This is a genomic window from Streptomyces sp. CRCS-T-1 (assembly GCF_024442335.1).
Lineage (GTDB): Bacteria > Actinomycetota > Actinomycetes > Streptomycetales > Streptomycetaceae > Streptomyces > Streptomyces koelreuteriae.
On record NZ_CP101651.1, the window covers coordinates 7,795,439 to 7,815,088 of the forward strand.

The following is a 19,650-nucleotide window of genomic DNA, read 5'->3' on the forward strand; positions in this document are numbered from 1 at the left end:
GGCCGTGCGGTCCCAGCCGGGGATGCCGTCTGCCTCGGGCGACACGGGGGATCGTCCGAGGCGGGCGAGCAGAAGCCCGGATGGTCGCCTCGGGCAGCTTGTTTTGGCGGTGCGGCCCTCAGCTCACGAGATCCAGGACCGGCCGCAGCCCGTCCGGCCGGTCGGTCACCGGCAGATGGTCCACGAAATGCACCCCGCAGCCCAGGGCCGTGGCGCCGCCGTCCGCCCTGCGGTCGTCGCCGACCATGAGCGTCCGGCGCGGATCGGCGCCCAGCGCATCGCAGGCGGCTGCGAACAGCCGGGGGTCGGGCTTCTGGATGCCGTGCTCGTACGACAGGACGTACACGTCGATGTAGGGATCCAGGCCGTGCGTGCGGAAGACCGGGCGCAGATCCCAGCCGATGTTGCTGACCACCCCGACCGGGATGCCCCGCTCGCGCAGGGTGCGGAGCACCTCGACGGCGTCCGGGTACGGGGCCCACGCGTCCGGGTGCATATGGCGGTCGTAGAGCGCGTCGTGCAATGTCGGGTCGGGCAGTGTGACTTGGCGGGAGACGCCGGTGTAGGCGGCCCGGTGCAGCTCGGCGCTCTGGTCCCGGATCCGCCAGGCGTCGGCCAGTTCCTCCGGCACCCGGGCGGGATCGCCACCGCCCGGCAGCGCCCCCGCGGTCTCCAGCGCCCGCGCCGCGGCGGCCACCTCCGCCTCGGCGAGCCGGATCGCGGTCCCGGCCAGGGTGCCGCGCAGCCAGGAGTCGGTGGACTCGACACGGAAGAGGGTCCCGGAGAAGTCGAACAGCACGGCGGTCATGGGGTGATCCTACGAGGACGCGCCCGGCCCCGGCGGGTGTTCAGGGATGCCGGCGCTGGTGCACCCACACCGCCAGGGCCACCACCAGCGCGCCCAGCAGCCAGCCGCCCAGCACGTCCGACGGCCAGTGGACGCCCAGCCAGATGCGGGTCAGTCCGACCCCGATCACGGAGACGACGGCCACGGTCAGGGCCGTACGCCACACGGCAGGGCTCACACCGTGGCGGTGCAGAAGCCACAGGAGCAGGCCGCACACGACCGTGGCGGTCATGGCGTGGCCCGAGGGATAGGCCGAGTAGTGGGCCGAGTCGACCGGGTCGGGCCAGACCGGACGGGGACGGTCCACGGCCGCCTTGAGGCCCTGCTGGAGCAGCGTGCCCAGGGTGACGGCCAGCGCCAGCCACACCGCCGTCCAGCGCGCCGCGAGCCGCACGACGAGCCAGACGACGACCGCCGCGCACAGCAGACGCATCGTCCAGGGATCCCACACCCAGTCGGTGAGGACGCGGAACGTCTGGGTGATGCCGGGTTCGTCGACCGCCCAGCGGTGGGTGGTGCCGGAGATGTCTCCGTCCGTGCTGATCAGTGGGCTCCATCTGACCGCGACGAGGGTCAGCAGCAGAGCCGAGCACAGGGCCAGGACACCGGCGAAACCGGCGGCGGTGCGGTGCTCGGGACGGGGCGGGGAGTCGACGGACGGGGAGTGCATGATGCGATCCTCGCCGAACCGGGGGCTCCGGATCCAGTGCGGCGGCGATCTTCCGGCCCGGGAGCCGCATGCTTCGGCCACTTCGAGGGCCGCGGCGCCGCATGCTTCGGCCATGTCGAGGCCCCGGCCCCACATGCTCCGACCGCTACGTCGAAGCCCTGGCGCCGCATGCTTCGGGCCGCATCGAGGCTCCCGGCCCCCGCGTCACATCGCCGGGCTATCCCAGCGCCCGCAGCCCCGGTACGAACGCCAGCAGCACCGGCACCACGGGCACCAGCGCGGCCGCCGCCGTCAGCCGAAGGCGGCGTGCCGCGGTCAGCCGGTCCGGGGGAGTGAGCAAACGGCGCACCCGCGCCGGGACATGGGCCTGCGGTGTCGGGCAGGGGCCGAACACCCCGCGATGCTCGTTCAGTTCGACCAGGGCGAGGGCCGTGGTCAGACGGCCGAAGCGGCGGGAGGCCGTGTCGTCGGCGGCGAGTTCGACCAGGCGGTGCATCTCGTCGCGGAACGCGGCGAACACCGGCACCTGCGGAAAGCCGCCCGCCAGGGCGGAGGAGCAGTTCAGCAGCCAGTCGTGCCGGGCCCGCGCGTGCCCCTGCTCATGGGCGAGCACGGCATCCAGCTGCCGGCCCTTCAGCCGGCGCAACGCGGCCGTGGTGACGACCAGTTGCGGCGAGGTACCGGGCAGCCACCAGGCGTCGGGCCGCTCGCTCTCCAGGACGACGAGACGGCCGGACACGGCCACCTCGCCCGGCATCAGCGGGGCCCGGACCAGCAGATCGGCACGCCGGCCGCGGCGCCGGGCGCGTGCCCGGCCGACCTCGCGGACCAGCATCGCCGCGCTCCACAGCCCTCCGCAGGCCAGTGCCACCGCTGTGGTCGCCGCCCAAGGGCCCGCCGTACCGAGGGCATAGGCCTCGACTGCGGCGCTCGGCGCCGTCGCGAAGACATGCCAGCCGACCGCGTGCCAGGCCGCCGCCGCGCTCAGCGTCATCGACAGCGCACAGCACACGAGTACGGCCGCCACCGCGCACTGCCACGCCCACAGCGCCACCACCGGCTCACGATCCGGCCAGTCCGCGCGGGCGAGCAGCCGGGGAGCCACCACGGCGGTCAGGGCGCCGAGCAGCAACAGTGCCGCGGGGAGCATCATGGAGGCAGCCTATGAGCGCGGCGCCGCCCAGGGGTACGACTTGTGGCGCCAAAGTGACGCAGGCAACGGCTCAGAGGGTCAGCAGCATCGCCACCATAGCGATCCCCATGGACAGCCGGCACGCCCGCGCCAGTTCCGGCCGGTCGCCCCACGGGGCGGACCCACCGCCCCCGCTCCCGGCCACGGCGGGCACCGGCACCAGCCGGACGCCGGTCAGCAGTACGTATCCGGCGAAGTACAGCAGCAGCGCCCCCGTCAGGAGCGGAACTCCCGATGCGCCCTGACCGTGCGCGTGCGCGGGCGAGACGGCCATGACGACGGACATGTAGACCATCGCCGAGGCTCCCGCCAGATGATGGAGATGGCGCGCCCCGGCCCGCGCCGCCCACAGCGCGTGCACCGCGGCCGCCCCGAACACGGACGCGTACGCGAGCCAGGCCCACGGCGGCGGGGAGAACACCGCCGCCGGAACCGCCATCGCGGCCATCCCGAACCCCATCAGCGCCTCGCCGCCGCTGCGCATCCGCACCAGGCAGTAGGCGCCGGTCACCGCACAGAGCGCCACCAGCAGCCAGCCGGACGAAGCCGGTCCGTGCACGCGCACCTCCCCGCTCGACAGTCGGTCCTTCGATGCCCCGGTCGTGCGGCGCGCACGCGAGCGCAAGGGTGTACACGGGGAGCATTCGACGGAGCACAGCAGGTGAGCGGCTCGATCGCTCGATATCGTTTACGAGTAAAACACCTGCTAATGTTGTGGGAATGAGCAGCGCGAACCCCACACCCGCCTCCCCGCCCGCCCGGCGTCTGCCGCTGGCAGGCGTGCTGCGCGTCGGCCGGCCCTCCGAGATCTGGTTCAAGCCCGCGCTGAGCGTGGTCGTGTCGATCGCCCCGCCCAACCTCACCCTCCTGGCGCTCGGCCGGCTCGACCTGGCGATGTACACGATGGCCGGATCCCTGTGCGCGCTGTACGCCCACAACCGCCCCTACGCCGCCCGGGCCGGGGCCCTGGTGTGGGTGGTGCTCGGCATGCTCGGCGGGCTCGCCGTCGCCTTGGTCGCCGCCTCGCTCACCGGCAGCGCCGTCGTGCTGGTCACGGTCGGCGCCCTGCTGGCCGCCGCGCAGAAGGTGCTGTGCGACGCCACGCGGGTCGGGCCGCCGGGCAATGTCGTCCTCACGTTCGTCAGCTCGGCCTCGCTGTTCGCGCCGCAGACCCTCGCCCAGGTCCCCGGCCATCTGGCGCTGGCCGCCGCGACGGGTGCCTGGGCCTGGCTCGTCTGCATGGCGCCCGCGCTGGTCCGGCCGCACGGGCCGGAGCGCCGCGCCACCGCCGGTGCGCTGAGGGCCGCGGCGGCGTACGCAGACACCGGCGGCACGGGTGAGGGGCATGCCCGGGCCCGGGCCGCGGGCTACGCCGCCGTCCAGGCCGCCTGGCAGTCACTGCTGTCCACCGGCGCGCCCTCCCGGACCCGGCGCGCCCTGGAACGGCTCGTCGTACGGGCCGAGGTCGCCCTCGCGGCGCCGTCGGAGTCGGATGCCGGGCGGCTGCGCGCGTGGGCCCGGGCGCTGCGCGGCACCGGGCCCGTCCCGCAGGCCGGTCTGCCGCGGGCGGCCGCCGACGAGTTGCTCGGAGTGGACGCGGCCCGCTCCCTCTGGACCCGGCTCGGCCCGCTGACCCCGCTCGCGGTGCGTACCGCGCTCGGCTGCGCACTCGCCGGCTACGCCTCCCTCGCCCTGGGCATCGGCCGCCCCTACTGGGCCCTGGTCACCGCAGCCTCGCTCTACCAGGCCAACATCGCCCTCACCTGGAGCCGGGCCGTCCAGCGGGTCGTCGGCAACGTCGTGGGCGTGCTCGTCTTCGCGGCCGTCGCCCCGCTCGCGCACCTGGACCAGGCGCTCCTCGTGCTGTGCTGCCTCGCGTTCAGCTTCGGCGCCGAGGTGCTGATCAGCCGCAACTACTGGCTCGGCAGCGTCTGCGTGACCCCCATGGCCCTGCTCATCACCGAGTTCGCCGGATCCCAGCAGCCCGGCGAGCTGATAACGGAGCGCGTCGTGGACACCGTCGTCGGCGCCCTGGTCGGTTTCGTCGCCGCCGTGGCCGTCACCAACCGGCGCGCGGGCGACCGCGTCGAAGGAGCCCTGGCCACCGCCGACCGGGCCCGCGAGCACGCCGCCCGCCTCCTGGCTGAGCCGGACCCCGACGCGGCCGCCCTGGAGTCGGCCCGTCGCGGCCTCGCCGTCGCCCTGGTCGACCTGCGGGCCACCGCCGACGCCGCGGCCGGCGAATGGTGGCAGCGCGCCCTGCCCCAGGAGCGGGTCGTGCTGGCCGAGCAGTCGGGACACCGTACGCTCGCCGCTACGGCACGACGCCAGGGGCTGCTCCCGGAACGGGGCACGGGCACGGAGACGGAGGACGCACGGCCATGACGGCGACGGAAGGGTCATCGCCCACGGGGGACAAGCCGGGATTCGACCCGCAACCGGCGCCCGGACCCGGGCGGACGGGGGACGACCTCACCGAGGTGCGCACGACCGGAGAGGAACGGGCCGGTGGCCGGCGGGGAGACACCGTCGCCGGTGTCGTGCGGCAGTGGCAGTCCGTGCACCCCGGGCTCGACACCGGGCCGATGGAGGTCATCGGCCGGATCAACCGCTGTGCCGCCCTCCTGCAGCAGGCCGAGGACGCGCCGCTGCGCCGAGCGGGGCTGAGCCGCCCGGAGTTCGATCTGCTGGGCGCGCTGCGCCGCACCGGGCACGAACTGTCCCCCGGGGAGCTGGCCCGGGAGACCTTCTCCTCGGGCGCCGCCGTCACCAAGCGACTCAAGCAGCTCACCGAACGCGGGCTGGTGGAGCGCCGGGCCGACAGCCGTGACCGTCGCGTCGCCCACCTCCGCCTCACCGACGCCGGACGCGAACTCGTCGACGGTGTCCTGCCCGCCCAGCTCGCCTACGAGACAGCGGTCCTGTCCGGCCTGGACGCCCCCGAGCAGGGTGAACTCGCCGCTCTTCTCGGAGAGTTGCTCGGCCAGCTGGAGGGTCGCCTGGGCGCGCTGCGGGGCTGAACCGGACCTGTCCGGCCGGGGGCGTCCGCCCCCTCTGGCGTGCCGCGCCGGCCCCGACGTACCCTCACCCCGTACCGCACCGCGTGGCGGCCTCCAGCTCCTTCACCTGCCCGGAGGTACCCCATGCCCGCACTCGAGGTTCGCCCCTTCCGCCGAGCCGACCGCGACCAGCTCACCGACCTGGTCAACATGCATGTGGCGGCCGTCGTGCCCGGCGTCTCCGTCTCCGTGAACACCGTCCTCGGCGACCTGGAGCGGCAGCCCGGCGAGTTCATCACCGACCCGTGGGTGGCCGAGCGGACGACGCTCGTCGCCGAGCAGCGCCGGTGCGTCGTCGCCGCGGCCCATCTGCTGCGCTACCGCGCCGACGCCGAGGTCGGCGAGACCTACCGGGACAGCGCCGAGATCAACTGGTTCGTGCACCGCCCGACGGCGTCGCACTGGCCGGACGCCGACCGGGCCGCCGACCTGCTGATGCGGGCCTGCCTGGCACAGCTCGCCCGCTGGGACGTCCGCGCCCGGTACGCCGACGGCGCACTGCCCGCCCCGCTCGTCCACGGCCTGCCCCGCAACTGGCCCCACATCCGGGCCGTCTACGAGCGCGCGGGGTTCCGGCACACCGGCGACACCGAGGTCATCCTGATCGCCAGGGTCGCCGACCTGCCGGCGCACGAACCCCGGCCGGGCGTCACGGTCGAACGCACACTGGGGGAGTGCGGCACCCGCTTCAGGGCCTACGCCGACACGCACGCCCTCGGCTTCGTCGAGGTGGACACGGCCCTGGCCCGCCCCGAGCGGCACGCCCGGGCCGCGGGCCTGGCCGACATCGGCAACCTCCACGTCGACCCCGCGCAGGACGGCACCGGCCTGGAGCACTGGCTCCTGGCCCAGGCCGCCGACTGGCTCCGCCTGTGCGGCGTCGACCGGCTGGTCGCCTACGAAACGGCCGCCGACACCGCCAGGATCGAGCTCCTGGCGGGCGCGGGCTTCCGTGAGCTGACCCGTACCGACCGGGGCTGGGAGCACCGCCCCGGGTGATCTCAGATACCGGGCCGGTACCGCATCGGGTGGTCCGCCGGGACCTCGACCAGCACGATCGGCGTCCCGTCCGGGTCCGCGATCCACATCTCGACCAGGCCCCACGGCTCCTTCACCGCCGGCCGCACGATCTCGACGCCCTTCGCCCGCAGCTCCTCCTCCGCCGCGGCCACGTCGTCCACCTGGAGCCACAGGCGTACGTCCGGTGACGGGGGAGTCTCGGACCGGCCCGCGACCTCGAGGAAGCCACCGCCCGTGAAATAGACCGTGCCGCGCTCGGGACCCGTGCCGAACTCCCGGTAGACGGCGAGGCCGAGCTGTTCGCCGTAGAAGGCGCGGGAGCGCTCGGGGTCGGACGGGCGGAGCAGGATTCGGCTGCTCAGTACATGCACCATGCACGAGAGCCTAGTGGCGGCGCTAGTCTCGTCCCTGCCCGAGCCACGCCCCGAAACGGAGACACCCGCCCATGGACACCGCCGCCACCGGACTGACCTTCCGTGATGCCACCGACGCCGACGTGGACGAGCTGGTCGCCCTGATCGAGTCGGCCTACCGGGGCGACGACAGCCGGGTCGGCTGGACCACCGAGGCGGACATTCTCGAGGGGCAGCGGACCGATCCGGAGGGTGTGCTGGCCGTCATCAAGTCGGCGGACAGCCGGTTGCTGACCGTGGAGCGGGAGGGCCGGATCGTCGCGTGCTGCCAGCTGGAGCACCGCGGGGACCACGCCTACTTCGGGATGTTCGCGGTCAGCCCCCGGCTCCAGGGCGAGGGCCTCGGCAAGGTGATCATCGCGGAGGCGGAGGGGCTGGCCCGCGCGACGTGGGGCGTGACGGAGATGCACATGACGGTGATATCCGTACGCGACGACCTCATCGCCTGGTACGAGCGACGCGGCTACCGCCGTACGGGTCGGATGACCCCCTTCCCGTACGGCGACGAGCGCTTCGGCATCCCGCAGCGCGACGACCTGAAGTTCGAGCTGCTGGTGAAAGAGCTCGGCTAGCGGCTAGGCCGTGAAGCGGCCCGTGCGCTTGATGTCCGGGTGGTCGGTGGTCGCGCCGTCCAGGCCGAACGCCCGGACCAGCCGCAGATGGTCCTGGGTGTTCACCACCCAGCCGATGATCCGCAGGTCCGCCTTCCGCGCACGCTCGACGACCTCCAGGGTGAGCCGGCGGATGTTCAGGCAGACGGTCTCGGCGCCGACCGCGACGGCGCGGTCCACGATGTCGGTGCCGTAGCGGCTGGCGATCAGCGCGGTCCGCACACCCGGCACCAGTGGCTTGATCTCGGCGATCGCCTCGTCGTGGAACGAGGAGACCTCCACCCGCCCGGCCAGCCCGCGCTGGTTCATCACCTCGGCCAGGGCCCGCGCCGCCTGCGCGTCCTTGATCTCCGCCTGGAGCGGCGCCTGGACGGCCTCCAGGACCTCTTCGAAGACCGGCACCCGCTCACCCCGCCCCGCGTCCAGGGCGCGCAGCTCGGCGAGGGTCTTCTCGGCGATGGGCCCGCTGCCGTCGGTCGTGCGGTCCACGTCCGTGTCGTGCATGACGACGAGCGCGCCGTCCTTGCTCAGATGCAGGTCGAGTTCGATGGCGTCGAGGCCGGCCTCCTCGGCGGCGACGAAGGACCGGAGGGTGTTCTCGGGCTCCACACCCATGATTCCGCGGTGACCGATGGTGAGGAAGTTCAAGACGCGACTCTCTTCCGTCGACAGGCGGCACTGGAGGCCTTACGGCCCACCAGGACCGTATCGCCTGTACCCGCCCTCTGCAGAGGGCGAGGGCATGGTCGACGGACATCCGGGCACAAGCATGGCCGACAGGAAAAAGTGCGGCGAACCACAGGGTGCGGCAGGATAATTTTCGGATGCTGCCCTTGCTGGGAGGAACCTCGTGTGTATACGGTCGAGGTACGCGAGATTCTCCCGTGGAAGGTGGGACATGACGGAAATTCTTGTGCAGGTGGGTTCGGAGGGCCTGGTTCCTCCCGTGGCCAGGGTGGTGGAGCACCCGGCATGGCCCGTGCTCAAGGATGCCGTGGAGCGGATCCGGCCATGGCAGTCCAAGGACGGGTCGATCGACTTCGCAGCCGAGGGCGCTCCGGAGCCCGCGGACGCCGAGCTGGCCATCCGCCGGGCCGCCGACGCGGTGCTGGAGCTCTCCCCGCTGCTCCCGCACGACGCCGCCTACCACGAGGCCCTGGTCAAGGACCTGCGCCGATGGGCCGACAGCGGCTTCGAGGTGCCCGACTTCCTCGACTCCCTGCTGGCCTTCCAGCCCGCGGCGAGCCGCGCCGACGGCCTCCAGCACCTGGTCGTCTTCCCGATGTACACGCAGAACGGCAACCCGGACCGCAACCTCGAAGCGGTCGTCCTGCGCATGGTCTGGCCCGACTGGCTGTCGGAGCTGGAGCGCACGCGCTACGACAACCCGCTGTTCTGCGGCATCAAGTTCGAGGACTTCACGGCCGGCTACGACACCAACTCCGCCGTCCTGTTCCCCGAGACCATCGCCGTGCGCGAGGCACCCGAGCGCTTCAGCTGGGGCGGCATCTTCTGCGACCGCGAGGCCGCCCGCTTCCGCCGGGTGACCGACGCCGCCGTCGACATCCTGGGCCTTCAGCTGCCCGAGGACGTCGCCGCGATGGTCCACGACCAGAAGCGCTGCGAGGAGGCGTTCGTCCTGTGGGACATGGTCCACGACCGCACCCACAGCCACGGCGACCTGCCGTTCGACCCGTTCATGATCAAGCAGCGGCAGCCGTTCTGGATGTACGGCCTGGAGGAGCTGCGCTGCGACCTCACCGCCTTCAAGGAGGCCGTGAAGCTGTCGGCCGAGGGCGTCCCGCAGGCCCGTGACGTGCAGGTCGCGGTGCTCTTCGACCGTATGTTCCGCTTCCCGGTCACCGGCGAGCGCGTGCGCAACTACGACGGCCTCGGCGGCCAGCTCCTCTTCGCCTACCTGCACAAGCACGACGTCGTCCGCTGGACCGACAACAAGCTGACCATCGACTGGGAGCGTGCCCCGCAGGTCACCAACCAGCTGTGCGCCGACATCGAGCAGCTCTACCGCGACGGCATCGACCGCCCCAAGCTCGTGCACTGGTTTGCCGGATACGAGCTGGTCTCCACGTACCTCTCCCCGCACCCGGGCTCGAAGTGGGCCAAGGGCCCCGAGGCCCTGGACGTGACACAGCCGCCCCGGAAACTCGTCGATGACGTGCTTCCGGACGAGTTTCCGCTGAGCATGTTCTATGAGGCACTGTCCAAGAAGCTGAAGAACGTGATCGCCTCCACCAAGGGCATCACGGCGGACGGCGCCGAGCGGATCGCCGCGTGAGCGGCGGAAACCTCCGCGGAACCGAGAACACTGCTCAGGAGGCGAAGAAGATGGCGGGGAACGGAGCTCTCAGCGGTGCGGTGATCGCGGTGGCCGGCGCGGGCGGGCCCGCGGGCCGCGCGGCGCTGCTGCGACTGGCCGAGGCGGGGGCGACGGTCGCCGCCGCCGACAACGATCCCGAGCGGCTCGCGGAGGCCGTGGACGCGGCGCGCTACGCCTCGGGCGGCGCCAGCGTCATCGGTGAGCCCGTCGATCTGCTGGATCTGCAGTCCACCCGGGACTGGGCCGCGCACATCGAGAAGGACTTCGGCCGCGTCGACGGCGTGGTCCACCTCGTGGGCGGCTGGCGCGGCAGCGAGACCTTCATCAAGACCAGTCTCGACGACTGGGACTTCCTGGAGCTGCTGCTGATCCGCACCGTGCAGCACACCTCGCTGGCCTTCTTCGAGGCCCTGCAGCGCAGCGAGCGCGGCAGGTATCTGCTGATCAGCGCGGCCGGTGCCACGAAGCCGACCGCGGGCAACGCCTCGTACGCCGCCGCCAAGGCCGCCGCCGAGGCCTGGACGCTCGCGCTGGCCGACGCCTTCCGCAAGGCGGGGGGCGCCGAGGGCCCGACGTCCGCCGCTGCCATCCTGGTGGTGAAGGCGCTGGTGCACGACGCGATGCGCGCCGAGCGGCCCAACGCGAAGTTCGCGGGCTTCACCGACGTCAAGGACCTGGCCGAGGCCGTCGTGGGTGTCTGGGACAAGCCCGCCGCCGAAGTGAACGGAAACCGTCTGTGGCTCACCGAGAAGCCGTGAACCCGCCGAAGACCGACGCGCGCCGCCATCACGACCCGGAAGTCCGCGGTTTCGCCAGCGACAACTACGCCGGCGCCCACCCGGAGGTGCTCGCCGCCCTGGCCCTGGCCAACGGCGGGCACCAGGTCGCGTACGGGGAGGACGCGTACACCGAGAACCTCCAGAACGTCGTGCGCAGCCACTTCGGCGCCACGGCCGAGGCGTTCCCGGTCTTCAACGGCACCGGCGCGAACGTCGTCGCCCTCCAGGCGGTCACCGACCGCTGGGGAGCGGTGATCTGCGCCGAGAGCGCGCACATCAACGTCGACGAGTGCGGGGCTCCCGAACGGGTCGGCGGTCTGAAGCTGCTCACCGTCGCGACGCCCGACGGCAAGCTCACGCCCGAGCTGATCGACCGGCAGGCCTTCGGCTGGGACGACGAGCACCGGGCGATGCCGCAGGTCGTCTCCCTCACCCAGTCCACCGAACTGGGCACGGTCTACACGCCGGACGAGATACGCGCCATCTGCGAGCACGCCCACGCGCACGGCATGAAGGTGCACGTGGACGGCTCCCGGCTGGCCAACGCCGCCGCCACCCTGGACGTCCCGATGCGGACGTTCACCGACGCCGTCGGCGTCGACCTCCTCTCCCTGGGCGGCACGAAGAACGGCGCCCTGTTCGGCGAGGCCGTCGTGGTCCTGAACCAGGACGCCGTCAGCCACATGAAGCATCTGCGCAAGCTGTCCATGCAGCTCGCCTCCAAGATGCGTTTCGTGTCGGTGCAGCTGGAGGCCCTGCTCGCCCGGGACCTGTGGCTGCGCAACGCCCGCCACGCCAACGAGATGGCCCAGCGCCTCGCCGAGGGCGTGCGCGCCGTGCACGGGGTGGAGATCCTCTACCCCGTGCAGGCCAACGCGGTGTTCGCCCGTCTGCCGCACCAGGTGAGCGAGCGTCTGCAGAAGCGGTTCCGCTTCTACTTCTGGGACGAGGCCGCGGGCGACGTCCGCTGGATGTGCGCCTTCGACACGACCGAGGAGGACGTGGACCTGTTCCTGGCCGCGCTGAAGGAGGAGATGGCCCGCTGACCCACGCTGGTCATCGGTTGACGACGATCTCCGCGCTGTTGTTGCTCAGGTCCGGGTCGAACTTCCTGATGCTCAGCTCGGGATCGTCGTTGGCGGTGGCGACGGTGCTGCGGGCGCCGGGCACCACACGGTCGATCCGCAACGGGATCTCGAAGGTGTGGGAGGCCCCGTCGCGCAGATGGATGGGCGTCTTGCAGTAGTAGGTCCTCGGGGACGCCGAGCCCGCCGACGGCCAGCAGTCCTCCTCCGGCAGGCCTGTGACCGTGGTGCCCTCCGGTGCCCGGAACGACACCGTGGCGACGGCGGCGCCCACGCCCAGCGAGGCGACCCAGGCCGGGCCGTCGTTGTGCACGGTGACCCGGGCGGTCACGGTGTCACCCGCGGCCCCGGCGACCGTGCTGCCGGTGAGCCTCAGGTCGGCGGTGTTGCGGGCTTCGAGGACGACGCTCTCGTAGTCCTCCCGCGGACCGGTATCGGGCTCGGAGGCCGCCGGGCCGAGGTCCAGCTCCGCGTCCGTGCCCCGGGTCCACGTCCGGTCCCCGCGCATCTCCGCGAGCGCCTCGTCGGAGTACGGCCGGACGGAGTGGTCGAACCGCTCGTACAACGCCTGCTTCCCGACGCCGAGTTCGGTGGGCAGCGCGTACCGCTGCCCCGGCGCGACGGCCTCGTCCAGGACGCACAGGGCGAAGGTGCCGATGCCCTCCTCCCGGTACTCGCAGTTCGCGTGCCGCTTCTCGAGGTCCAGCCCGTACGAGGCGTAGAGCCACAGCAGGGTGCGCTCCGCCGTGCGGTTTCCGTTGTTGGCGAGCGTCGTCGGCAGACTCGTCCGGGTGCCCGGCGTGAGGTCCCGCCGGTCGGCGACCTTGCCGAGCGCGAGGTCCGGCCCGTTGGCCACGGCCACCCGTGTCTCGCCGGCGTGGGACGTCAGCTTCCCGGCGACGGCCGAGTAGCGCACGTACCCCGAGGCGCCGTCGTCCGCCCCCGGCAGCGCGCGCAGCGCGAACGTGGCGGCCCGTACGCTCTCCGTCCCGGAGGGCATCGCGGGCATGTCGCAGACCGCCTCGACCTCCGACTCGGGCACGCAGTTCGCGGGCCAGGACACCCGCGCGAACGAGGCGATCTCGCTGACGTCGACCGTCAGCCGCCCGGCCGGCACCGAGCCGTTGGCGACGTCACGGCTGACGTCCACGTCCAGGCTGCGCTCGGGTGCCGCACCGTCCGCGTCCGCGCCGGGCAGCATCGTCTCGTACGGTGCGTTGATCCACAGCATGTTCTGCGCGGCGTACGCGGGCCCGGCCCCGACTCCGGCCGCCGCCAAAGCGCAGCAGGCGACCGCGGCTCCGAGCAGGCGGTATGAGTGCTTCATGTCTTCTCCCTCGTCACAGATCTGCGGAGGCCGAGACATGTGACGTGGGGGAACGGTTGTGGCGGGGGCGGGGGGTTGCGGCGTGGTTCAGCCGATCTTCACAGGACCGCATGTGAATGCATAGCTATGCGACAATCTGAAAAAGAATTGCCCGCAGGTGATCTCGCCTTTAAGGTCTGTCCGCATGCAGCTGATCCAGGAAAACCCCGACCTCTCCGCCTACTTGGCCGCCGACGAGGTCATCGACCATCACCACCCCCGGGTGCGCGAGACCGCCGCCAGGCTCGCCGAGGGTGTCGCAGACTCGTATGAGTATGCGCGAGCAGCATTCGATTTCGTGCGCGACACCATTCCGCACTCGCAGGACTCGGGTGATCTCCGTGTCACCTGGCGCGCTTCGGATGTCCTGGAACAGCGCACCGGCATCTGCTACGCCAAGGCGCACGCGCTCGCGGCGCTGCTACGGGCCGAGGACATCCCGACCGCGCTGTGCTACCAGGAACTGGGGGTGGTGCACGGTCTGGTCGCCGTGCGGTTCGCCGGGGCGTGGCACCGGCAGGACCCCCGGGGCAACAAGCCGGGGGTGGACGCGCGGTTCTCCCTGGGCGGTGAGCGCCTCGCCTTCACGCCCGATCAGGCGTCCGGGGAGACGGACTGCCCGATTCTGTACGCCGCGCCTCACCCGGTGGTGCTCGACGCCCTCACCTCGGCCCGTGACCGGCCCCACTTGTGGGAGACGCTCCCCGCGGCACTGTGAGGGCGCCGGTCAGTGCGCCTCCGCCGCCCGCACCTGCTCCGGCGTCGGTGCCGTGCCGCCGAGGTGGGCCGGCATCCACCAGGTGTCCTCCGGGCCCTTCGGGCGCACGGGGTAGGCGCGCTGGGCGGCCTCGAGCAGCTCCTGCACGCGCTCGCGGAGCTGACGCGTGATCGCGCCCGCGTACTTGTCGCGGGAGGCCTCGATCGCCTCGCCGACCCGGATCGTGATGGGGATGTGGCTGCGCTTGAAGTTGCGGGGGTGGCCCTTGGTCCACAGCCGCTGCGTGCCCCACACCGCCATCGGGATCAGGGGGACACCGGCCTCCTGCGCCATGCGCGCCGCGCCCGACTTGAAGCTCTTCAGCGTGAACGACTGCGAGATGGTCGCCTCCGGGAAGACCCCGACGATCTCACCCGACCGCAGCGAGTCCAGGGCGTGCGCGTAGGCCGTCTCGCCCTGCTTGCGGTCCACGGGGATGTGCTTCATGCCGCGCATCAGCGGGCCGGAGACCCGGTGCCGGAACACGGACTCCTTCGCCATGAAGCGCACGAGACGTTTCTGCGGCAGGGCCGCCAGACCGTCGAAGACGAAGTCCAGGTAGCTGATGTGATTGCTCACCAGCACGGCGCCGCCCGAGCGCGGGATGTTCTCCGAACCCTGGCAGTCGATCTTGAGGTCCCACACCTTGAACAGCGTGCGGGCGAAACCGACGACGGGACGGTAGACGAGCTCTGCCATGGGCGGGCCGGACCCTTCCTGCTCTGCCTGGGAAGGGATTCCCAGCGGAAAGTTACGCAGCCGTAGGTTTACGGCTTGTCGCAGATCGTGCCCGAAGAACGGCCGGGTAGCCAGTCCTCGTGCCCGCCGCGGAGGAGATTCTCGTCACGTCGCCCGTGTGACCCCACCTCGTGCTTTTACGCCCGTATTACTCCGCGCGCACCGCCACCCGCCGTACGAGCAGGTACAACTCGCAGCCCAAGCAGTACCCGAATGCCGCGTTCAGGAAGGCCGCCGCGAGCGCCGCGCCGGTCGCCGCGAGTCCCAGCCAGTCGGGCCCCAGGGTGTAGCCGACGAGCCCGAGTCCGGCGAAGAGCAGGCCCACCGCCTGGGCGAAACGCGGCGGTTCGGGCGCCTCGAAGTCGTCCGGCGGTCCGAGTCGCGGCCGTACGGCCTTGGCGAACAGCACGCCGTACGGCGACCGGCGCACCCCGCCCGCCGCGCCGAGCAGGAACGCCAGCGTCTGCCAGGCCAGCAGCCACGCGCTCCCCGTGACCAGGACGACCGCCAGGACGACGGCCGTCACGGCCGCGCCGAAACGCGGCCCTCTCGCATCGATGTCCATGGGAATCAAGCATTCCGCAACGCGGCCCCGTTGCGGGCGCGGGAATCTTTGCGGTCTCGTGAACGCTTGAAGCGGATGATGACCGGACTGGTGGTGTGTGTTCTGGTGCTCGCGGCGGCGAGCGCCTACGGAGTGCTGCGACAGCGGCGGAGCGGGAGAGTGCGGGTGCGCGGGCGGGACGACGGCAAGCGGCTCGGCGCGGCGGAACTGGGCGCGGAACTCGGCGAGCGGGCCACGCTCGTGCAGTTCTCCAGCGCGTTCTGCGCGCCCTGCCGTGCGACCCGGCGGGTCCTCGGAGAGGTCGCCGGCGTGGTCCCGGGCGTGGCCCATGTCGAGATCGACGCCGAGGCCCAGCTGGACCTCGTACGACGGCTGGACATCCTCAAGACCCCGACCGTGCTGGTCCTCGACGCCGACGGCCGGGTGGTGCGGCGGGCCACCGGGCAGCCGCGCAAGGCCGATGTCATCGCCGCGCTGGGGGAGGCGGTGTGAGGTGCCGAGGGGGCCGGTGAGTGCGTCCAGTGAGTCATCTCCCACATCACGAAACGAACTTGACTGTGCACAGCATTTATCGTCAGCCTGACCCCATGCCTTCGGACCTCCTCGCCACGCCCGATCTCCTGCGCTCGGTCTTCCGGCGGCACGCGGCGGGAGTCGCCGTGATCACCGCTCGTGGCGACACCGGTCCGGTGGGCTTCACCGCCACCTCCCTCGCCTCCGTCTCCGCCGAGCCGCCCCTGCTGTCGTTCGGCGTCGGCACCGGCTCCTCCAGCTGGCCCGCGATCGCGGCGACCGAGCATGTCGGCGTCCACATCCTCGGCGAGCACCAGCAGGAGCTGGCCGCCACCTTCGCCCGCAGCGGAGCCGACCGCTTCGCTGAGCCCACCGCCTGGCGGGATGGACCCGAGGGTGTCCCCCTGCTCGACGGCGTGTCGGCCTGGCTGGTGGCCCGGGTCGCGGCCCGTGTGCCCGCGGGGGATCACCGGCTCGTGCTCGCCGAGGTCCTGCACGGGGACCCCACGGGCGCGGGCCGTCCGCTCCTCTACCACCAGGGGCGTTTCCGGAGGCTGGCCGACTGAGGGGCGCACCCCCCGGGCTGCGGGACCGTCGAGTTCCGGTTACGCTGCGTTGCGAAGGTCACAGTTCAAAGCGCTTGCTTAGCGGGAATGAACTAGGTGTACTGACGAGTAATATTTCGCTCGGAGCGTGGGTCGCCCCGACCGGAATCGGCCGCTTGAGGCGCCTATGCTGCGTGCAAGTAGGCAGCCGAGAAATGACGATTGCAGTAGGAGAGCCGGCGTGAGCTTGAGGATCGTTGTCACTGTGAAGTACGTGCCCGACGCCACTGGCGACCGGCACTTCGCCGATGACCTGACCGTCGACCGGGACGACGTGGACGGTCTGCTCTCCGAGCTCGACGAGTACGCGGTCGAGCAGGCGCTGCAGATCTCCGAGAACTCCGACGACGACGTGGAGATCACCGTTCTGACGGTGGGCCCCGAGGACGCCAAGGACGCCCTGCGCAAGGCGCTGTCCATGGGTGCCGACAAGGCGATCCACGTCGAGGACGACGACATTCACGGCACCGACGCCATCGGCACCTCCCTGGTCCTGGCCAAGGCCGTCGAGAAGGCCGGTTACGACCTGGTCATCTCCGGTATGGCCTCCACGGACGGCACCATGGGCGTCGTCCCCGCGCTGCTCGCCGAGCGCCTGGGCGTCCCGCAGGTCACCCTGCTGTCCGAGGTGTCGGTCGAGGACGGAACCGTCAAGGGCCGCCGCGACGGCGACGCCGCCACGGAGAGCCTGGAGGCGTCCCTGCCGGCGGTCGTGTCGGTGACCGACCAGTCGGGCGAGGCGCGTTACCCGTCCTTCAAGGGCATCATGGCGGCCAAGAAGAAGCCGGTGGAGTCCTGGGACCTGTCCGACCTGGACCTGGAGGCCGAGGAGGTCGGCCTGGAGGGTGCCTACACCACGGTCGACGGCGCGGCCGAGCGCCCGGCCCGTACCGCGGGCACGATCGTCAAGGACGAGGGCGAGGGCGGCAAGCAGCTCGCTGAGTTCCTCGCGGGCCAGAAGTTCATCTGAGCCCGGCATCCGCTGACCGCCCCTCATCTTTCGCAAGCAGGAGAGAAGAAGTCCCATGGCTGAAGTTCTCGTCTACGTCGACCACGTGGACGGCGCCGTCCGCAAGCCCACCCTGGAGCTGCTGACCCTGGCCCGCCGCATCGGCGAGCCGGTCGCCGTCGCGCTGGGCAACGGCGCCGCCGACACCGCCGCCACGCTCGCCGAGCACGGCGCGGTCAAGGTCCTCACCCACGAGGCCGCCGAGTACGCCGACTACCTGGTCGTACCGAAGGTGGACGCGCTGCAGGCCGCGCACGAGGCCGTGTCCCCGGCCGCCGTGCTGGTCCCGTCCTCCGCCGAGGGCAAGGAGATCGCCGCCCGTCTGGCGCTGCGCATCGGCTCCGGCATCATCACCGACGCCGTCGACCTGGAGGCCGGCGACGAGGGCCCGGTGGCCACGCAGTCGGTGTTCGCCGCCTCCTTCACCACCAAGTCCCGTGTCTCCAAGGGCACCCCGGTCATCACGGTCAAGCCCAACAGCGCGGCCGTGGAGGCCGCCCCGGCCGCCGGCGCGGTCGAGGCGCTCGCCGTGTCCTTCTCCGCGCAGGCCACCGGCACCAAGGTCACCGGCCGTACGCCGCGTGAGTCGACGGGCCGTCCGGACCTGACCGAGGCCGCGATCGTGGTCTCCGGTGGCCGTGGCGTCAACGGCGCGGAGAACTTCGCGGTCATCGAGGCGCTCGCCGACTCCCTCGGTGCGGCCGTCGGTGCCTCGCGTGCCGCGGTGGACGCCGGCTGGTACCCGCACACCAACCAGGTCGGCCAGACCGGCAAGTCCGTCTCGCCGCAGCTCTACATCGCCTCCGGCATCTCCGGCGCGATCCAGCACCGCGCCGGTATGCAGACGTCGAAGACGATCGTCGCGATCAACAAGGACGCCGAGGCGCCGATCTTCGACCTCGTCGACTACGGCATCGTCGGCGACCTCTTCGAGGTCGTCCCGGCCCTCACCGAGGAGATCAAGACCCGCAAGGGCTGATCGCCTCCGGCTGTGGAAGCCCCCCCCGTGACCGCGCGAACGGTCACGGGGGGTTCTTCATCCCAGGGTCAGCGAGGCCTGCACCGGCAGATGATCGCTCGGATAGGTCCCGTCCGCCGAGTAGGTGTTCATCCCGGCCCAGTGCGTGGTCACCCCGGGCGTGGTGAGGATCCAGTCGATGCGCCGCCCGCCGGGCGTGAGATCCCGGTAGCCGTGGTAGGTCCCGTAGGCCGGGCCCCGCGAGGCCGCCGCGTCCCACGCGTCCACCAGCCCGAGGTCCAGCATGAGGTCGTACACGCGGTTGTCGTGGGCGCCCGCGTTGAAGTCGCCGGTGACGATGACGGGCGACGACCGGTCCCACCCGGCGATCGTCTCGCCGATGAGCTCCACCGAGCGCTCCCGGGCGTACTGGCTGACACTGTCCAGATGGGTGTTGAGGACGTAGAACTCCCGCCCCCCGTCGGCGAGATCGGCGAAACGCACCCAGGTCACCATCCGCAGCCAGTCCGCGCCCCAGGTGTTGGAAGCGATCGCGTACGGGGTGCCGGACAGCCAGAAGTGATCGAATTCGAGCGGGTCGAGTCTGCGCGTGTCGTAGAAGATCGCCATGAACTCGTCCTTGCTGCCGCCCCCGCGCCCGGTGCCGATCCAGTCGTAGTGCTCGCCGAGATCCTTCTCGATCATGCGCAGCTGGTAGTAGAGCCCTTCCTGGGTGCCGATGACGTGCGGTCGCTCGCGGCGCAGCAGTTCTCTCATCACCGGCCGGCGCACGGTCCAGCGCGGTGTCTTGTCGACGACGGTCCCGAAACGCACATTGAACGTCATGACGTCCAGGGCGCCCGCGTGCTCACCGGCGGAAGCGGGCTGTGTCGGGCCCGCGGTGGTGAGCAGTGGTGCTGCGATGGCGGCGGCGGCCGCCGCCTTGAGCCCGTGGCGGCGCGTCACGCCGACCTCGTTCGGCACGTGGTCTCCCTCCCCTTGTGCGTCAGGATGAAGCTTGCCTTCTGGATACGGAAGATGAGGGCGGGTTGGCAGTGACGGAGGGTGAAGCATGGGGAATCACACTGCAAGAGGGTGTTGACCTGAGTGAAGATCGACAGTTAG

Annotated in this window: 22 protein-coding genes; 12 read left to right on the forward strand and 10 right to left on the reverse strand. The window is 71.6% G+C overall.

Features of this window, described 5'->3' with window-relative positions; genetic code table 11:
• Positions 1-118 precede the first annotated feature (118 nt).
• The 4 genes from NNW99_RS35245 to NNW99_RS35260 form a co-directional block, all read right to left on the reverse strand.
• Positions 119-808: an HAD family hydrolase gene (locus tag NNW99_RS35245; RefSeq protein ID WP_215123220.1), complete on the reverse strand. Its 690-nt coding sequence runs from the start codon at positions 806-808 to the stop codon at positions 119-121.
• Positions 809-848: 40 nt separating this feature from the next.
• On the reverse strand, positions 849-1,517 hold the full coding sequence (locus tag NNW99_RS35250) for a phosphatase PAP2 family protein (RefSeq protein ID WP_215123221.1): 669 nt from the start codon (positions 1,515-1,517) through the stop codon (positions 849-851).
• Between the two features lie 217 nt (positions 1,518-1,734).
• Positions 1,735-2,670 carry a M56 family metallopeptidase gene (locus tag NNW99_RS35255; protein ID WP_215123222.1) on the reverse strand — a complete coding sequence of 312 codons (936 nt, stop codon included), beginning with the start codon at positions 2,668-2,670 and terminating at the stop codon, positions 1,735-1,737.
• A 70-nt stretch (positions 2,671-2,740) separates the two neighbouring features.
• Positions 2,741-3,268 carry a DUF5134 domain-containing protein gene (locus tag NNW99_RS35260; protein WP_215123223.1) on the reverse strand — a complete coding sequence of 176 codons (528 nt, stop codon included), beginning with the start codon at positions 3,266-3,268 and terminating at the stop codon, positions 2,741-2,743.
• A 161-nt stretch (positions 3,269-3,429) separates the two neighbouring features.
• Between NNW99_RS35260 and NNW99_RS35265 the strand changes: the two genes are divergently transcribed.
• The 3 genes from NNW99_RS35265 to NNW99_RS35275 all read left to right on the forward strand — a co-directional run bounded on the left by NNW99_RS35265 (position 3,430) and on the right by NNW99_RS35275 (position 6,767).
• The gene (locus NNW99_RS35265; RefSeq protein ID WP_215123224.1) at positions 3,430-5,094 is read left to right on the forward strand and encodes an FUSC family protein; all 1,665 of its coding nucleotides are present in this window, start codon (positions 3,430-3,432) and stop codon (positions 5,092-5,094) included.
• On the forward strand, positions 5,091-5,729 hold the full coding sequence (locus tag NNW99_RS35270) for a MarR family winged helix-turn-helix transcriptional regulator (RefSeq protein ID WP_215123225.1): 639 nt from the start codon (positions 5,091-5,093) through the stop codon (positions 5,727-5,729). Before NNW99_RS35265 ends, NNW99_RS35270 begins: the two co-directional genes overlap by 4 nt.
• 123 nt (positions 5,730-5,852) lie before the next feature.
• A complete protein-coding gene (locus NNW99_RS35275; protein WP_215123226.1) occupies positions 5,853-6,767 on the forward strand; it encodes a GNAT family N-acetyltransferase in 915 nt (304 codons plus the stop codon).
• A 2-nt stretch (positions 6,768-6,769) separates the two neighbouring features.
• Here the strand turns inward: NNW99_RS35275 and NNW99_RS35280 are convergent, their stop codons facing one another.
• Complete coding sequence (locus tag NNW99_RS35280; protein WP_215123227.1) at positions 6,770-7,162, reverse strand: VOC family protein; 393 nt, start codon at positions 7,160-7,162, stop codon at positions 6,770-6,772.
• A 71-nt stretch (positions 7,163-7,233) separates the two neighbouring features.
• Here NNW99_RS35280 and NNW99_RS35285 point away from each other — a divergent pair, with 71 nt between their 5' ends.
• Positions 7,234-7,773 (forward strand): GNAT family N-acetyltransferase, encoded by a 540-nt coding sequence (locus NNW99_RS35285; RefSeq protein ID WP_215123228.1) that lies wholly within the window; start codon positions 7,234-7,236, stop codon positions 7,771-7,773.
• Between the two features lie 3 nt (positions 7,774-7,776).
• Here the strand turns inward: NNW99_RS35285 and NNW99_RS35290 are convergent, their stop codons facing one another.
• Positions 7,777-8,460, reverse strand: a complete 684-nt coding sequence (locus NNW99_RS35290) for a glycerophosphodiester phosphodiesterase family protein (RefSeq protein ID WP_215123229.1) — start codon at positions 8,458-8,460, stop codon at positions 7,777-7,779.
• A 250-nt stretch (positions 8,461-8,710) separates the two neighbouring features.
• On the opposite strand from NNW99_RS35290, the gene NNW99_RS35295 reads away from it, so the two are divergent.
• From NNW99_RS35295 to NNW99_RS35305, 3 genes are read left to right on the forward strand one after another with little or no spacing between them, the layout of a single operon-like run.
• Positions 8,711-10,108 (forward strand): DUF6421 family protein, encoded by a 1,398-nt coding sequence (locus NNW99_RS35295; protein WP_215123230.1) that lies wholly within the window; start codon positions 8,711-8,713, stop codon positions 10,106-10,108.
• 50 nt (positions 10,109-10,158) lie between these two features.
• Positions 10,159-10,908, forward strand: coding sequence for an SDR family NAD(P)-dependent oxidoreductase (locus NNW99_RS35300; RefSeq protein ID WP_215123231.1), 750 nt, complete (start codon positions 10,159-10,161; stop codon positions 10,906-10,908).
• On the forward strand, positions 10,905-11,975 hold the full coding sequence (locus NNW99_RS35305) for a low specificity L-threonine aldolase (protein WP_215123232.1): 1,071 nt from the start codon (positions 10,905-10,907) through the stop codon (positions 11,973-11,975). The genes NNW99_RS35300 and NNW99_RS35305 overlap by 4 nt, the downstream gene beginning before the upstream one ends.
• A gap of 10 nt (positions 11,976-11,985) precedes the next feature.
• Here the strand turns inward: NNW99_RS35305 and NNW99_RS35310 are convergent, their stop codons facing one another.
• The gene (locus NNW99_RS35310; RefSeq protein WP_215123233.1) at positions 11,986-13,341 is read right to left on the reverse strand and encodes a DUF11 domain-containing protein; all 1,356 of its coding nucleotides are present in this window, start codon (positions 13,339-13,341) and stop codon (positions 11,986-11,988) included.
• 184 nt (positions 13,342-13,525) lie between these two features.
• On the opposite strand from NNW99_RS35310, the gene NNW99_RS35315 reads away from it, so the two are divergent.
• Complete coding sequence (locus NNW99_RS35315) at positions 13,526-14,098, forward strand: transglutaminase family protein (RefSeq protein WP_215123234.1); 573 nt, start codon at positions 13,526-13,528, stop codon at positions 14,096-14,098.
• Between the two features lie 9 nt (positions 14,099-14,107).
• Here the strand turns inward: NNW99_RS35315 and NNW99_RS35320 are convergent, their stop codons facing one another.
• Positions 14,108-14,836: a 1-acyl-sn-glycerol-3-phosphate acyltransferase gene (locus tag NNW99_RS35320; protein ID WP_215123235.1), complete on the reverse strand. Its 729-nt coding sequence runs from the start codon at positions 14,834-14,836 to the stop codon at positions 14,108-14,110.
• Between the two features lie 187 nt (positions 14,837-15,023).
• Positions 15,024-15,440, reverse strand: coding sequence for a DUF4395 domain-containing protein (locus tag NNW99_RS35325; protein ID WP_215123236.1), 417 nt, complete (start codon positions 15,438-15,440; stop codon positions 15,024-15,026).
• Between the two features lie 78 nt (positions 15,441-15,518).
• Between NNW99_RS35325 and NNW99_RS35330 the strand changes: the two genes are divergently transcribed.
• The 4 genes from NNW99_RS35330 (at position 15,519) to NNW99_RS35345 (ending at position 18,546) form a co-directional block, all read left to right on the forward strand.
• Positions 15,519-15,932 (forward strand): thioredoxin family protein, encoded by a 414-nt coding sequence (locus NNW99_RS35330; RefSeq protein WP_215124563.1) that lies wholly within the window; start codon positions 15,519-15,521, stop codon positions 15,930-15,932.
• A gap of 95 nt (positions 15,933-16,027) precedes the next feature.
• Positions 16,028-16,519, forward strand: coding sequence for a flavin reductase family protein (locus NNW99_RS35335; RefSeq protein WP_215123237.1), 492 nt, complete (start codon positions 16,028-16,030; stop codon positions 16,517-16,519).
• 220 nt (positions 16,520-16,739) lie between these two features.
• On the forward strand, positions 16,740-17,528 hold the full coding sequence (locus NNW99_RS35340; RefSeq protein ID WP_215123238.1) for an electron transfer flavoprotein subunit beta/FixA family protein: 789 nt from the start codon (positions 16,740-16,742) through the stop codon (positions 17,526-17,528).
• Positions 17,529-17,583: 55 nt separating this feature from the next.
• On the forward strand, positions 17,584-18,546 hold the full coding sequence (locus NNW99_RS35345; RefSeq protein ID WP_215123239.1) for an electron transfer flavoprotein subunit alpha/FixB family protein: 963 nt from the start codon (positions 17,584-17,586) through the stop codon (positions 18,544-18,546).
• A gap of 57 nt (positions 18,547-18,603) precedes the next feature.
• Here the strand turns inward: NNW99_RS35345 and NNW99_RS35350 are convergent, their stop codons facing one another.
• On the reverse strand, positions 18,604-19,509 hold the full coding sequence (locus tag NNW99_RS35350; RefSeq protein WP_215123240.1) for an endonuclease/exonuclease/phosphatase family protein: 906 nt from the start codon (positions 19,507-19,509) through the stop codon (positions 18,604-18,606).
• Positions 19,510-19,650: the final 141 nt, after the last annotated feature.